This window comes from Vibrio sp. 10N.286.49.E11, from assembly GCF_041469505.1.
Taxonomy (GTDB): Bacteria; Pseudomonadota; Gammaproteobacteria; order Enterobacterales; family Vibrionaceae; genus Vibrio; species Vibrio crassostreae_C.
The window spans coordinates 14,888-29,090 of record NZ_JBFRKQ010000023.1; the positions used below are offsets into that span (position 1 = coordinate 14,888).

At 43.9% G+C, this 14,203-nt stretch carries 11 protein-coding genes; 4 read left to right on the plus strand and 7 right to left on the minus strand.

What is annotated here, in order from left to right; all coding sequences use genetic code 11:
• Positions 1-48 precede the first annotated feature (48 nt).
• Complete coding sequence (locus tag AB4167_RS03645) at positions 49-1,077, minus strand: amino acid ABC transporter substrate-binding protein (protein ID WP_017059701.1); 1,029 nt, start codon at positions 1,075-1,077, stop codon at positions 49-51.
• 480 nt (positions 1,078-1,557) lie between these two features.
• Between AB4167_RS03645 and AB4167_RS03650 the strand changes: the two genes are divergently transcribed.
• Positions 1,558-2,499, plus strand: a complete 942-nt coding sequence (locus AB4167_RS03650) for a bifunctional precorrin-2 dehydrogenase/sirohydrochlorin ferrochelatase (RefSeq protein WP_017059700.1) — start codon at positions 1,558-1,560, stop codon at positions 2,497-2,499.
• 187 nt (positions 2,500-2,686) lie between these two features.
• Here AB4167_RS03650 and AB4167_RS03655 read toward each other — a convergent pair whose 3' ends face one another.
• The gene (locus tag AB4167_RS03655; RefSeq protein ID WP_017059699.1) at positions 2,687-3,169 is read right to left on the minus strand and encodes a YajQ family cyclic di-GMP-binding protein; all 483 of its coding nucleotides are present in this window, start codon (positions 3,167-3,169) and stop codon (positions 2,687-2,689) included.
• 12 nt (positions 3,170-3,181) lie between these two features.
• Entirely contained in the window at positions 3,182-4,240 is a 1,059-nt protein-coding gene (locus AB4167_RS03660; RefSeq protein ID WP_017059698.1) for a 3-deoxy-7-phosphoheptulonate synthase, read from the minus strand.
• 207 nt (positions 4,241-4,447) lie between these two features.
• On the opposite strand from AB4167_RS03660, the gene AB4167_RS03665 reads away from it, so the two are divergent.
• Together AB4167_RS03665 and AB4167_RS03670 are read left to right on the plus strand one after the other, a co-directional pair.
• Positions 4,448-5,335, plus strand: a complete 888-nt coding sequence (locus AB4167_RS03665; RefSeq protein WP_017066315.1) for a putative PEP-binding protein — start codon at positions 4,448-4,450, stop codon at positions 5,333-5,335.
• Positions 5,336-5,495: 160 nt separating this feature from the next.
• A complete protein-coding gene (locus AB4167_RS03670) occupies positions 5,496-5,981 on the plus strand; it encodes a PaaI family thioesterase (RefSeq protein WP_017059696.1) in 486 nt (161 codons plus the stop codon).
• Positions 5,982-6,089: 108 nt separating this feature from the next.
• Here AB4167_RS03670 and AB4167_RS03675 read toward each other — a convergent pair whose 3' ends face one another.
• Positions 6,090-7,445, minus strand: coding sequence for a hypothetical protein (locus AB4167_RS03675; RefSeq protein ID WP_017063834.1), 1,356 nt, complete (start codon positions 7,443-7,445; stop codon positions 6,090-6,092).
• A gap of 28 nt (positions 7,446-7,473) precedes the next feature.
• On the opposite strand from AB4167_RS03675, the gene AB4167_RS03680 reads away from it, so the two are divergent.
• On the plus strand, positions 7,474-8,382 hold the full coding sequence (locus tag AB4167_RS03680; protein WP_372136143.1) for a S1 RNA-binding domain-containing protein: 909 nt from the start codon (positions 7,474-7,476) through the stop codon (positions 8,380-8,382).
• A 299-nt stretch (positions 8,383-8,681) separates the two neighbouring features.
• On the opposite strand, the gene rsmF is transcribed toward AB4167_RS03680, so the two are convergent.
• From rsmF to AB4167_RS03695, 3 genes are all read right to left on the minus strand, one after another.
• The gene (gene rsmF / locus AB4167_RS03685; protein WP_372136144.1) at positions 8,682-10,103 is read right to left on the minus strand and encodes a 16S rRNA (cytosine(1407)-C(5))-methyltransferase RsmF; all 1,422 of its coding nucleotides are present in this window, start codon (positions 10,101-10,103) and stop codon (positions 8,682-8,684) included.
• A gap of 149 nt (positions 10,104-10,252) precedes the next feature.
• Positions 10,253-12,910 (minus strand): MlaD family protein, encoded by a 2,658-nt coding sequence (locus AB4167_RS03690; protein WP_372136145.1) that lies wholly within the window; start codon positions 12,908-12,910, stop codon positions 10,253-10,255.
• A complete protein-coding gene (locus tag AB4167_RS03695) occupies positions 12,897-14,180 on the minus strand; it encodes a paraquat-inducible protein A (protein WP_029235600.1) in 1,284 nt (427 codons plus the stop codon). The genes AB4167_RS03690 and AB4167_RS03695 overlap by 14 nt, the downstream gene beginning before the upstream one ends.
• Positions 14,181-14,203: the final 23 nt, after the last annotated feature.

Sequence of the window (14,203 nt, forward strand, 5' to 3'; positions counted from 1 at the left end):
TAATAAATAGGGCGGAAAACTCCGCCCTAATTGATGCTTGAAAATTTATTAACGGATTGGTGGAGCGTACATAAAGCCGCCCGCATTCCATAATGCATTTACACCACGAGAGATTTGAAGTGGAGAACCTGTACCAACAGTACGCTCAAAACTCTCACCGTAGTTACCAACTTGCTTAATTACTTGGTAACCCCAGTCGTCGCGAATGCCAAGGCCTTTACCTTTAGGACCGTCTACACCAAGAATACGTTTGATGTTTGGATCTTTTGACTTAAGCATTTCGTCTGCATTTTTAGAAGAGATGCCGTATTCTTCCGCGTTAATCATTGCTGAAAGTGTCCACTTAGCAACGTTAAACCATTGATCATCATCTTGACGAACAACAGGGCCTAGAGGCTCTTTAGAGATGATTTCAGGAAGTACTTCTGCAGATTTAGGATCAGCTAGGTTTAGGCGAAGTGCGTATAGACCAGATTGGTCAGTTGTTAGTACGTCACAACGACCTGCGTCGAAACCTTTCGATGTTTGTGCTGCCGTATCGAATACCACTGGCTTGTAAGACATGCCACTGTTACGGAAGTAATCGGCTAGGTTAAGTTCAGTTGTTGTACCTGATTGAACACATACAGAAGCGCCATCAAGCTCTTGAGCACTTGTTAGGCCAAGTTCTTTCTTAACCATGAAGCCTTGACCATCGTAGTAGTTAACGCCTACGAAGTTCAGACCTAGAGCAGTGTCACGATGTAATGTCCATGTTGTGTTACGAGATAGTACGTCGATTTCGCCAGATTGAAGCGCAGTAAAACGCTCTTTTGCTGTTAGAGGTACATACTTAACTTTAGTCTTGTCACCGAGTACAGCCGCTGCAAGAGCTTGACAATACTCAACATCAATTCCTTCCCATTCACCTTTTGAGTTAGGGTTAGAGAACCCTGGAAGACCGGTACTTACACCACAAGTTAGAAAACCTTGAGATGTGACTTTGTCCAGAGTGCTTTCTGCCGCTGATGCCGATGTTGCCATCATCGCAGTTGATGCAGCTACTACTGAAGCAAGAAGTGTTAGTTTATTTGTCATTTGTATCCTTCCTTGTTAACCAGGTGACACCTGATACTCGTGCTCGTTTGAGTTTCTCTTATGTGTTGCGTTTTCTATGACCTTGTTGTTCAAATTAAACGAGTTGCATTTTGCAAATGAAACTGTGTGCGATTTAAACAACTGTTTATAAGGTTAGGAAAGGATCCGTAGTTTCACAAATGTATAATTTAAAAAGAATTTTGAATGAAATCACAAATCCGAACACAATTAGAATGACCAAATGTTAAGTGAATGTAAATAGTGCAACGGTTCACACTGTTGGTGCAACGAGATTTAGATTTTTATATTGATAATCGACTAGATAAATATTCTGAATCAACATCACAATGATGAAATATTAAACTTAAGAAATGTTGAAATTTGGTCAATAAATATTTTTATTACACTTCGATAGTTATGAATATGCTCCAAATTTGGTAGCATGGCTGAATAGTTATTGAAGTAGTCTCAAGGAAGAACATGCGTTATTTCCCAATGTTTTTGGATGTAGAAAATAAGCCAATCTTAGTGGTTGGTGGGGGTGAGGTTGCTTGCCGTAAAGTCGATAGCTTACTACGAGCGGGAGCGGATGTGACTTTGGTGTCTCCCAAGGTAGCGCCTTACTTAAAGCAGCTTGTGGACGAGAACAAGCTTCACTGGGTTCAAAACTTTTACTCGTCACAGATCATATCGAAAAATTACTTGCAGGTTTGGGCCACAACAGACAACCCAAGCTTGAATCACCAAGTGTATAATGATGCGAAAAAACTGGGCATTTTAGTCAATGTGGTTGACGATCTTCCTTACTGCGACTTCATCACACCTTCGATGATAAATCGCGGCAGAATCCAAATTGCCATCTCTAGTGGCGGGGCATCACCTGTTTTAGTAAGAAATATCAGAGAAAAACTCGAAACGGTATTGCCACAAAACATAGGTTTGATAGCAGACTTCGGTGCATCAAAACGCAATTCAATCAAAGAGTCATTCCCAACCGTCGACGAGCGTCGTAAATTTTGGGAGCGTTTCTTGTCATCCAGCTTTATCGAGCAGGTGAATGACAGAGAGCAGTTAGAGTCTTACTACCAGCAAGCGCTAACCGAAGGCATTGATAGCGAAGGGCAGGTCACTTGGATTGAATTCGAGCAAGATGTCGAGCTGCTGTCTATGAAGGCTTTACGTTTGATGCAGGAGGCAGAGCTCGTACTTTCACCGAGCGATTGTCCATTTGAATTTATCGACCTGTGCCGCCGAGATGCAGAAAGAGAGAGCTACGCCAACAGCGGAGAGCTATCAACAAAGCTTGAGCAAGCAAGAGCAGAGAAATTACGAGTGTGTGTGTTTATTCCACCAGCAAGCGTAGAGTTTAATCTGTTGGTCGGCAAAGACCTAAAATTGTCAGCAGCCCAAGTACTCAGTTGAGGTAATTGCTTCTAGTTGAAATGAGAGCTTTCTGGTTGTTTGAAATCGGCTAGAGGCTCGGAATAAAACTAAAGCTGGACCAGATAAATAAAAAGCCACTTCAAAAGAAGTGGCTTTTTGCTATTTCAAACACGACATTGTGCTGATGAATGAGCAACCCAAATAGGCGGTTGCTCCAACTCAATAATTAGTCGCGGAAGTTGTCAAACTGGAAAGGTTGACCAAGTTCACCGCTGCGAACTAGAGCCATAACAGCTTGTAGGTCATCACGCTTCTTACCAGTAACACGAACTTTGTCGCCTTGGATAGAAGCTTGAACTTTAACTTTGTTGTCTTTGATTAGCTTAACGATCTTCTTAGCGACATCAGTTTCAATGCCTTGCTTAAAGATAACCGTTTGGTGCCAAGTGCGACCTGTTTGGTCTGCCGCTTTCGCTTCCATCGCGTTAGGATCAACATTACGCTTCGTTAGGTTGCTGCGAAGGATATCGCGCATTTGCTTCAGTTGAAAATCGTCTTGAGCAGTCAATTTTACTGATTCATCTTTGTAATCAAAGCTTGCGTCAACGCCGCGGAAATCGAAACGAGTCGATAGTTCACGGTTTGCGTTGTCTACTGCGTTACGCAGTTCTACTGCTTCTACTTCAGAGATAATGTCAAATGATGGCATTGTGTTGATTCCTTAAGCTAAGTTTCTATCTTTAATTGCTGTTGCAAGCATGTCTAGCATTGTTGCAGTATCTTCCCAGCTTAGGCATGGGTCAGTAATCGACTTGCCATATTCTAGGTTGTTGATGTCTGTCATTGGCTGGTTGCCTTCAATAATGAAGCTCTCTGCCATAATGCCTGCAATTTGGTTCTTGTTAGATTTAATTTGCTCACAAATGTCTTGTGCAACTTCTAACTGCTTACGGTGTTGCTTCTGACAGTTAGCGTGGCTAAAGTCTACAACCAAACGTTGAGGTAGATCGAATTCAGCCAGTTGCTTACATGCAGTATCTACAGATTCAGCGTCGAAGTTAGGGCCTTTATCACCACCACGTAGAATAACGTGACCGTATGGGTTGCCAGAAGTACGGTAAACCGTCATGCGGCCGTTCTTATCTGGAGAGTAGAAGTAGTGTGAAGCATGTGCTGCACGAATTGCATCGATAGCAATCTTGATGTTGCCGTTGGTCGCGTTCTTGAAGCCAACAGGGCAAGACAGTGCAGAAGCCATTTCACGGTGAATCTGAGATTCAGTTGTACGAGCGCCAATCGCACCCCAAGTGATAAGGTCTGCAATGTACTGACCTGTGATCATATCAAGGAATTCAGTCGCGGTAGCGAGGCCAAGCTTGTTGATATCTAGCAGAAGCTTACGAGCTTTGTTCAAGCCTGTTTCAAGTGCGTATGAACCATCAAGGTTAGGATCTGTAATCAAACCCTTCCAACCTACAACAGTACGAGGCTTCTCGAAGTAGGTTCTCATTACAACGAACAGTTCATCTTTGTACTGGTCTTGAATTTTGCTTAGGCGCTCAGCGTAATCAAGTGCCGCATCTGTATCGTGAACAGAGCAAGGGCCTACGATAACTAATAGGCGGTTATCACGACCAGTTAGGATATCTTCGATTTGGCGGCGAGAATTTTTAATGCGCTCAGCAACGTCGTCAGTAATAGGGTGTGCATTGCCTAGTTCGGCAGGAGTTGGCATAGGACCCAGAGCTTGGGTTCTCAACTCATCAGTTTTTAATGGCATGTGATAGCTTTTTTATTCTATTGCGGAGTGGTTAAGATAACGGAATTGAACAGAGGAATAAACTCTATTGAGTCAAAGTTATCTCAGTTATTGCTAATATTCTTATTTTTATCAGCAGGCCAGCGTCAAATAAGGGATTTTCACTTGTATTAACAGGCAGCTATCGGTATTTTCGTTTGAACACAACATAAAAATGCTGGAGCAGCAATGACTCAAGAAAATCAAAGCACTTTGCACCCAGAACTCGTCTTAGGTGATGTGCTGCCTTCTTACAACGATAATAATAATTCTAACCACTTATACGTTTCATTATCAGAATTAGTGATGGATCGTGTCTTCTACCACCCAAGTATCGAGAGTCACTTAGATACTTTGACTGATATTGAAAAAACGTCTTTAGAAGCGATCCTTGGCGATAAAACAGTCGATGAGCATTTTGTTTCGACCTTAGTGATTGCCATTCAAGCTGCCGTTCAGCCAAATCACACTTCTGTTCGTATCGCATTAAGCAGTGCAGACAGCTATGGATTCCGTTCGCTGCTTGGCGGGAACTGTGAAGCAGAAGAGATTAACCCTGCACTAGGTGTTCGTGGCGTTGCTCGTTACGCGACACCAGAATACAGCAAGGCTTTCGCTTTAGAATGTCAGGTTATTAAGGCATTACGTGAGCAGGGCATCAACGTTGAAGTAGTTGTGCCTTACGTTCGTGCGTTAAGCGATGCCGCTAAGATTATTGACCTGCTTGCCGAGCAAGGGCTACCACGCGGCCTTAACGGTTTGAAAGTACTGTTCTCGTGCGATGTGCCGTCTGCAGTGCTACTGAGCGAACGTTTACTGCATTACTTCGATGGTGTAGTGGTAAACGTTGATAGCTTAGCGTCTTTCACTTTAGGCGTAGACAAACACAATGAAGCTCAGCAGCACGCTTTTGATCCACAAAACGAAGCGGTTATTACCTTGTTGGATATGATTGTTAAAGCAACCCTGAACGCGAAGAAGCCAGTGCTGCTAGTAACTCAAGGCTTAGTGGATTACCCACGTCTACAAGGTTACATAGCTGATCTTGAATGCGTAGAAACGGTCGTGACTGCGTAAATCGATTAGCTTGCCTGATAAGCCGACTTAAGGCGCTAATGCTTTGAGAATGAAAGAGATATCATTGTGCGATGATATCTCTTTTTTGTAACATTTTTTTTGACATCTCTATCGCTAATCGATTAACTGGTCTGATGACTGATTTGACTAGGTAATCCGAATGTTGACCCCTCTACAAAAAGCAAATTTCTACTTAAGCATGTTTGGCTTTTTCAAAGTCCCACTTATCTGGTTGTGCCGACCAAAACTACTCGCGTTGGACAACCAACATGTTGAAGTGAAAATCCCGCTTAGAAGGCGTACTAAGAATCACCTTAACAGTATGTACTTTGGCGTTTTGGCTGTAGGTGCGGATGTTGCGGGTGGGTTTCTTGCGATGAGCAAATCTCAGCAGCAAGGTGAAAAGATCTCGTTGGCTTTTAAAGAGGTGACGGGTAACTTTTTGAAGCGCCCTGAAGGTGATGTGCATTTCACTTGTAACGACGGTGAGCTGATCAACACTATGCTGGCAGAAACCATGTCGACCGGAGAACGGGTCAATCAACCCGTAACCATTATCGCGACTTGCCCATCTTTACATGGTGACGAGCCGATGGCGGAGTTCACGCTTACGCTTTCAATTAAGAAAGTCCCTTCAAGAAAATAGCGATTAAATAATAGATTTTGGTTTAGAAGTCATGGGTAACGTTGAAGAGATAAAACAACGGTATGTGAATGGTTTCCACATACCGTTATAGAGAACTTTATAACGGCTCTATGACTCTTGAGTGATCTGCTCAATATCAACTATTTTTGAACGGTTCATAACGATCTTCCAACGGTAGTAGGTTGGTTCGTTATCATGGTTGTTCTCTTTAATGATCAGGTTGAGAAGATGACGCTTTTCTACTGATTCGCGGCTCACTTGTCCTTCATTCAAGCGGTAGATCTTGTTTGAGCCTTTATCCATCAACCGTGTCAGCGCTCTTAGGCTGATCGATAACGTTTCACGAGTCTCCTCATAACCACTCATAAAGGTCGATGTCGACATCTCAGTATGAGAGCGGTAATGCAAGATTTGCTCTTCACGTTGTACCACACGCTTTTTACGGATCGACTGAATGCGATCTGCAAGCTTAGAAAAATTTGCGTAGTCCAACCATTCCAGTTTATGGCCTACTGACTTGTTGGTCGTTGGATCATAGTAACGACGCTTCCATTTTGGCTTGCCTTTACGCAGCCAGCGCCAAAGGATGTCTCTCAAGTCATCTTTAAAGATCTCACGCAGTGCGTAAATGAAAGACATTGCCACGATGAAAGAGGCGGTAATCTCACCAAGAAAGTCACGAGCCAAGATCACAGTAGTGGTCACGACAACCATCACCAAACCGGTCGCGATGCCTTTCACGGCACGCTTAACGTTCTTACCCATCGACGTTGTCTTTTCTTTAAGCACGATAGGGTGTTCAATCAAACGACGCAGCAAACGCATCTTGTTACTCAAGCGGGTAACGTCCTCTCGAACTCTTGCTGAGTTGTAGCGGTTCAGTTTACGGTGCGCGGTCTCTTTATCACAAAGCGTTAAGAGTCGTTCTTTAATCGTTGAATACTCACTACCTCGTGGCATGTGTGAAACTAGCGATAGGAACTTTTGCTCGGTATACCAAGATAGGTAGTTATCGATATTAGCGTAGTAGCGCTTGAGATTTTCTTCGTAAGGGATGCTTCGGCGTAGCTTCTTCAAGATATCTAAAGCCAATTCAATGACTTCATCTACTTCATCAGCCGTTACGTCGTCACTATCAGTTTTATTTAAGCTGCTGACTGCTTTATCTAACGCGATAACATATTGGTAGGCAAACAGACTCAAACTGACACGATACTGTGTTGTAGATAAGCGTCCACGTTTTGCCAAGCGACTGTGTACCAAAGGTAAAAGTGTTTTGTCACTATAGTAGGCACGTTTTTGAGTGATTGAGCTGTAGAAAAAGGCACTTTCAGAAAGCACTTCAGGAGTCAGTCCAAGTTCACCGGGAATGAATAGATAAACGTCCATGTCGAGCTTTTTGGTCTTAGCCATGGCATGGTTAATTTTAAGTGTTATCGCATCTTGTTTATCAACGGTGATCAACGATGTCTCCTAGAATGTAAAAATATGAATGAAACTAGCGAAAGCATATCAGAGATCACGTATAATCTCCGCCAAATTTAAATTAGAGACAACCTTGATGATTAATATTGGTCAAATAAACAACTTAGAAGTAGTAAAACAAGCAGACTTCGGTGTATTCCTTGACGCGAGCGACTATGGAACCGTGTTGCTGCCGAAACGATTTACTCCTGAAGGTGTTGAAATTGGTCAAAAGCTAGATGTTTTCTTATACATAGATTCTGACAACCAGATCGCTGCAACGACTGAAAAACCAATAGCTCAAGTAGGCCAGTTTGGTTTGATGACGGTTGAAGGTGTTAACAGCACTGGTGCATTCATGAGCTGGGGCGTGAAAGGTAAAGACCTTCTTGTTCCTTTCAGCGAGCAGCGTGGCCGTTTAAACGAAGGTCAGTCAATCTTAGTATATGTGTATATCGATAAAGCATCGAGCCGTATCGTTGGTACAACGAAGTTCAACAAATGGTTAGACAACACGCCTGCGACTTATAAGCAAAATGAGCAAGTCGATCTCATTATCGCTGAGCGCAGCCAGTTAGGTTACAAAGCGATCGTGAACGGTGAACACTGGGGTATGATTTTCCCATCTGACATCATCGGTAAGCTGTTCATTGGTAAAACACTAAAAGGCTACATTAAAAACGTTCGTGAAGAAGACGGTAAGATTGATTTGTCTCTTCAGAAGGTTGGTGTGGCTAAGATGGATGACCTAAGCACTAAGGTTCTTGACCTGCTTGAGAAGAAAGGCGGTTACCTGCCTTTGAATGATAAGTCTTCTCCTGAAGTTATTTTCTCTGCATTCAGAACCAGCAAAGGTACGTTCAAGAAGACAATTGGTGGTCTATACAAATCTGGCAAGATCACTATCGACAAAGAAGGTATCAGCTTAGTTAAGTAAGCGGTCCTTTCGGTCAAAAAAAAGCCCAAACCTTCCTGTTTGGGCTTAGGGGAAAGGGCTCCGAAGAGCCTACGCTAATCGTTTTAATCTTTTGACTGTTAGATTGAAGTCTAGTTTAGATTCTCTAAAGTGCGATTTTTCTTTTTGGAAATAGTGACTTGAATTGATATTTATATAATTAGCTGTTGATTTACAAGCGCTCGCACACTGACTTATATGGCCGATAGAATAGAAAAAGCCCAAACAATTAACGTTGTTTGGGCTTTTTGTTTATTAAGGTGTATTCAGTGCGAACGCTTTTAGAAAAGGTTCTTATCGCGCACGAGTTCGCGTGGTAAACCGTTCTTCACTCGGTTGCCAACCCACTTACCAAGGCCGATGATTGCACCATTGTACTTCACTAGTACTTCACCTTTTCCTGACAAGTTTTCAGGGCGAACATCGCGGCCCATGAACCATTCACGAGCATCTTCAATACTAAGCTCTACAACATTAGCTTCATTACCTGTTGCGAGCGTTGTCGCTACTTGGTGCTGCCAGCGGTAACCTTTTTTATGGGTTTCAGCGATCTTGATTCCCATGCGAGAAAAACGGAACTCACCGATCATCGGCTCTAGCGCTTCTGGGAATAGCCAAACGTCTTTGTCGCGAATCCAAACCTGAGTATCGCTTGGCAATTCGATATCGAGAGTACTCATTAGTTGTTCAGCGACTTCTTGCTGAGTTTTCTTTGATGCGTTTTCAAATGGGAATTTACCCATACGTTTTTTAACTTCTGGTGGAGTAACAGAAGCTAGTTTACGGATACGTGCAACAAAGAAACCTTCAGAGTCATAGACCTGTGGGAAGATGTGAAGAAAGCCTTCTTCTGTCGTGGTTGCTTTTGCGTTGTCGAATAGTGATTCCAGAGATTCGAATTCAACCGCATCACCAAAGGTTTCTTTTAGGTGATGACACACTTGTTGGTTCTCTTCGGTGCTAAGCGTACACGTTGAGTAAACCAAAACACCATTAGGTTTAAGAGCATGGAATGCACTTTCAATCAGATCTTTTTGCGTGTCGGCAATGTCGACCACTGATTGATACGTCCAGTTCTTCATCGCATCGGCATCTTTACGAATGGTGCCTTCGCCAGAGCAGGGTGCGTCTAGCAACACAGCATCAAACTGTTCTGGTAACCAACCACCAAAAACTCGACCGTCAAAGTTACTTAGAGCGGCATTACGAACGCCACAACGTTCTATGTTAGCGTGAAGGACTTTCACACGGCTTGCTGCGTACTCATTGGCAACCAATACACCGCGATTATTCATTAGCGCAGCGATTTGCGTTGTTTTAGAACCGGGTGCTGCCGCAGTGTCTAACACCGCTTGGTAATCAGCTTCACCTTGGAAAAGTGCCGAAGGTGGCATCATCGAGCTGGCTTCTTGGATGTAGAAAAGACCAGACATGTGTTCTGCCGTATTACCTAGTGGCGCTTCACTTTCATCAACTGTAATCCAAAAGCCCGTTTCACACCAAGGTACAGGTTCCAGTTCCCAGCCTTTCTCTTTTGCTCGTACTAGGAAGTCTTCAACACTGATTTTCAATGTGTTGATTCGAATACTTTTACGAAGTGGTTTTTGGCATGACGCGACAAAAGAAGCCATATCTAGATGACTAGGCATGATTGCTTCGATGTGCGTTAGGAATTCTTCAGGAATATATACGTTAGCGTGCAAAAGAGTATCTCGATTTATTGCATTAATGCGGGGAGTTTAAAGCAAAATGAGGCCGCCCTAAACCATATTTATAGCAAACAACAAAAATGCAGCCAAATGGCTGCATTTTGATGAAGAATTAATCTTCCAGAAACGTCAGGGAATTCACTCTATGGACGAGGAATTGCGGTTCTCCATGATTTCCACTCATCTTCGGCTTGAGGATAGAGGTAGAAAGACTGATCTTCGCTTGCTACTGGTTGAAGTTCATTTGTCGGTGGCGTTGAGAATGTAATACCACCTCTTAACAAGCTGTCTACCGTTCCGGCTTTGATGTTTGCGCCTGACAGGCCGATAGAGACATCGACGCCCGACACGTTCCAGAACACGGTGTTTGCGCGGATTAGATACGCGTAGTCAGGTTCTATTTGAATCGTAGATATGATGCGATCAGCAAACTCGCCCAGCTGAACATCTATAACACTGCCAATTTCTAGTTCACGGAATAGGATAGGTGTACCTTCAGATACTGAGCCGCGCGTTTCGCTTTGCAGTTGGAATATCTTGCCTTCAGGCTGCACAGGTCCTTTGCTAAGCTCAAATTTCGTGTTTCTTTCACCTTTGCCCGGGTCTACGTTGATGTGTTTAGAGAGCAGCGCAGAGACGTTTTTGATGCCATTAAGGCCAATCTCAGGTTCTGCCAACCAGAAGTGACTGTTCGTCACGGCAATCTTGTCGACGTACTCAGGTAAAATACGCGCAGTAATTTCAATGCCGCCCTTGTTGAAGTTCGGAATCACCAAAGTAACCTCACCAACAGTGACACCTTGATATTTGATCGCCATGCCCTTGTTGACTTCTTGATCGCCAGAAGAGGTGATAGTAATGGCGCGGCCAAACTTTCGGGCAGATTTTGAATCTTTGTAAAGCTTCCACACATCACCAAGTTTGTTGTCGATTCCTGGCAGAGAGTCAAAAGCAATACCGCCTTGGATAAGGGTTTTAACTGGTGCCGCTTTAATGCTGATACCCGATAGCGACGCATCAACCTCAACGCCTGAACGGTTCCAGAAAACAGTGTGCTTGTTGAGTAAGTGCGTGTAACGATTTTCGATTGTGACTTTGATTCTTACGCCACCGTCGGCAAGCTGAAAATCAGAAATATTACCCACTTGTAGGTTGCGGTAGAGGAGTGGGCTGCCTTTAGAAATTGAAGGTAACTCACTGGCAAACAAAGAAAGTGTCTTTGAACCAGACTGATTAAACTTAGCAATTTCTGCTAACGACTTACTTTGGAAAAGTTGGTAGTCCGTTCGAGCTTCAGATTTACCTTCACTCACAAAGCTAATCGAGCCGGTAAGAAGCTGTTTTGCTGGTGGGACCGTAACACTCAAGCCTGATTCGGTTAGCTCTGCAGTCGCACTACCTGTCACAAAGAAACGGTTGTGGCTTTTGATAAGGTGCGCGTACTCATTATCGATAAGTGCATCCATGAAGACTTCGTGTTTATCAGAGCCCGTACCAACACCATCAACTAATCCCACATGGATGATAGAGCCAACGGCAATGCCTTTGTAGAGAAGTTGTGTACCGACATCTAACCCGAACGAATTGTTCGACGTTAAGCGAATCGCAACGGATTTCTCTTGTTCTTGACTGAATTCATTTTTGCGGATTGCAGTAAATCGACGCGCCTTTTCACCTTCACCCGGTACCAAGGTTAAAAAGTTACCTGTCACTAAATTGGCAATGTTTTTCATGCCAGTAAGCGACAGTTCAGCCTCTTCTAGAACGAATTTACTGCCGCTGTTTAAAAAGTCACTGAATGCCGGTTGGATAGCGGCAGATGCAACGACGTTTTCACGCCCTTCACTTAGCGATAAATCAGTGATTTGACCGATTTCAATGCCGCGATACATGATCGGAGCACCCGTTGCACTGATTTTATTATCATCGGGAACGGCAATCTTGATAGAGATACCTCGACCCGCTGTTTTCAGATCTGGGTAGAGTTTGAACTTAGTATTCATCTCAACCGGTTGGCCTTCTCCTGGAGAGTCGACCGCAATTGAACCGCCAAGCAATGCACTTAGGCTCTCTAAGCGAACATCAACACCAGAAAAGCCAATACTGGCACCTAAGCCACTGACATTCCAAAAACGGCTTTGGTCGGTAATGATATGGCTGTATTCATCTTTAATCGACGCTTGAATCGTAACGGATTTCGCGTTGTCGTTTAACTGGTAGTTGTAAACCTCACCAATTGGGATTTTACGGTAAACGATTTGAGAGCCAACAGACACACCACCTAGATCTTTGGTCGTCAATGAGATGTTTAGACCTTCAGAAGCCAGCAAATCAGAAGGGGACGACTCTAAAGCCTGAAAAACGGTTTCTGGCTCTTCTTTAGTTTCGCTAGGATGTATAGCGATATAGTTACCTGAAACAAGTGCATCTAACCCAGAGATACCAGACAAACTAGCGGTTGGCTTTACGAGCCAAAAACGTGTGCCTTTTGATAGTAGTTTCTTCGCTTCTGGGTAGATGTCAGCATCGACATAGATGCTCGATAGATCTTTGGATAAGGTGATGTCGCGCACCATACCCACCTCTAAGCCTTGGTAACGAATCGTTGTTCGACCTGCGACTAAACCTGCGGCATCTGAAAAGTATATCTGCACACGTTGGCCTGCATCGTGGATCGATTTCATGACCAACCAACCGGCTAAGGCGACGGTTAATATCGGCAGAATCCACAAAGGTGAGATGCCTTTGTTTTTCCTTACTTCTGGTGAATATGACGTTTGTGATTGGTTATCGTTGTTCATTCACTGACTCATCTTTAGAGGTGTAGTTATCCCAAATTAGCCTAGGATCTAAGCTTTCCGCTGCTAGCATCGTGAGAACAACTACGACGCCAAAAGCGACTGCACCATAACCTGGTGTAAAGTTTAAAATTTGTCCGCGGTCGACCAAGGTCATCATGATCGAAATAACGAACAGATCCATTACCGACCATTTCCCCACCCATTTCACGATGAAATAGATGGTCATACGTTGCCTGTGGTAAACGGCGCGCTTCATCTTGATACAGATTAAGATGTACGCGAGGCCCAGTATTTTCGCGACTGGCACGACGATACTGGCAATGAAAATGATCGCAGCGATGCCATACATATCGCTATTAATCAGCGAAGCGACACCGGAAATGATGGTGTCTTCTAGCCTTTGACCGTTGGTAATAAGAATAGAAATAGGAATGACATTGGCTGGCACGATAGCCACGGATGCGGCAAATAGCAGAGCCCAAGTTTTCTGTATAGAGTAGGGCTTGCGGTGATATAAGTCATGGTGACAACGCACACAAGTATGACCGTCAGGCTGAGATAGGTGACAGTTGTGACAGTGTACGTTCTTACTCTCAGCAAAAGAGTATTCGGATTCTTTTGCCCAAGCTTCCCAGTAGCGACGTACACTGATACGGCTTACTAGTAATACGCTGAAAAGCTGCAGAAGAATCAGGCCAATCAAACCAGGGCCGACGAAAATGTCAGAGTAATCTTGCAGTTTGAAACATGAGACCGCCAAACTTACCAGAAACACATCCAACATCATCCAATGTTTGAGAGTCTGAATAATGGCTAATGCATAACGAAAGGGTGTAAAGATCTTAAGACGCAGTGATGCATGAGTGATGAGTACCGAGGTGCACACGAGCAACGGAGCGATCGAACTGCAGAACAGGATCAGCAAACCAAGTAGAGGAAAGCCTTCGCCCATTAAGGTAAAAACACCCGATGGTAACGTCGCGGGTATCATGACGCCAATCAGGCGAATACTGATGAATTCAAAAAAGTGCGATGGGATAAACAGCAATAAGCAGGTAATTGCGATTGCTAGGTTTCCAGACAGGCTAGGGGTGCCGCCTCTATAAAGCTGAGTGCCACACCTTGGGCAGTAAGCGGATTTCCCTAAAGGGATGTCCATTTTATCAACGGGGAGTTCGCAGCCCTGACAAAGGCGCACTGAGCTACTATCGCATTGATGCTGAGTTGATAAAGGGTTGGTGGGGAATGGGGAGGTCACGCGACCTCCCAAGTTGAAACGTCAGTTAGGCTCGA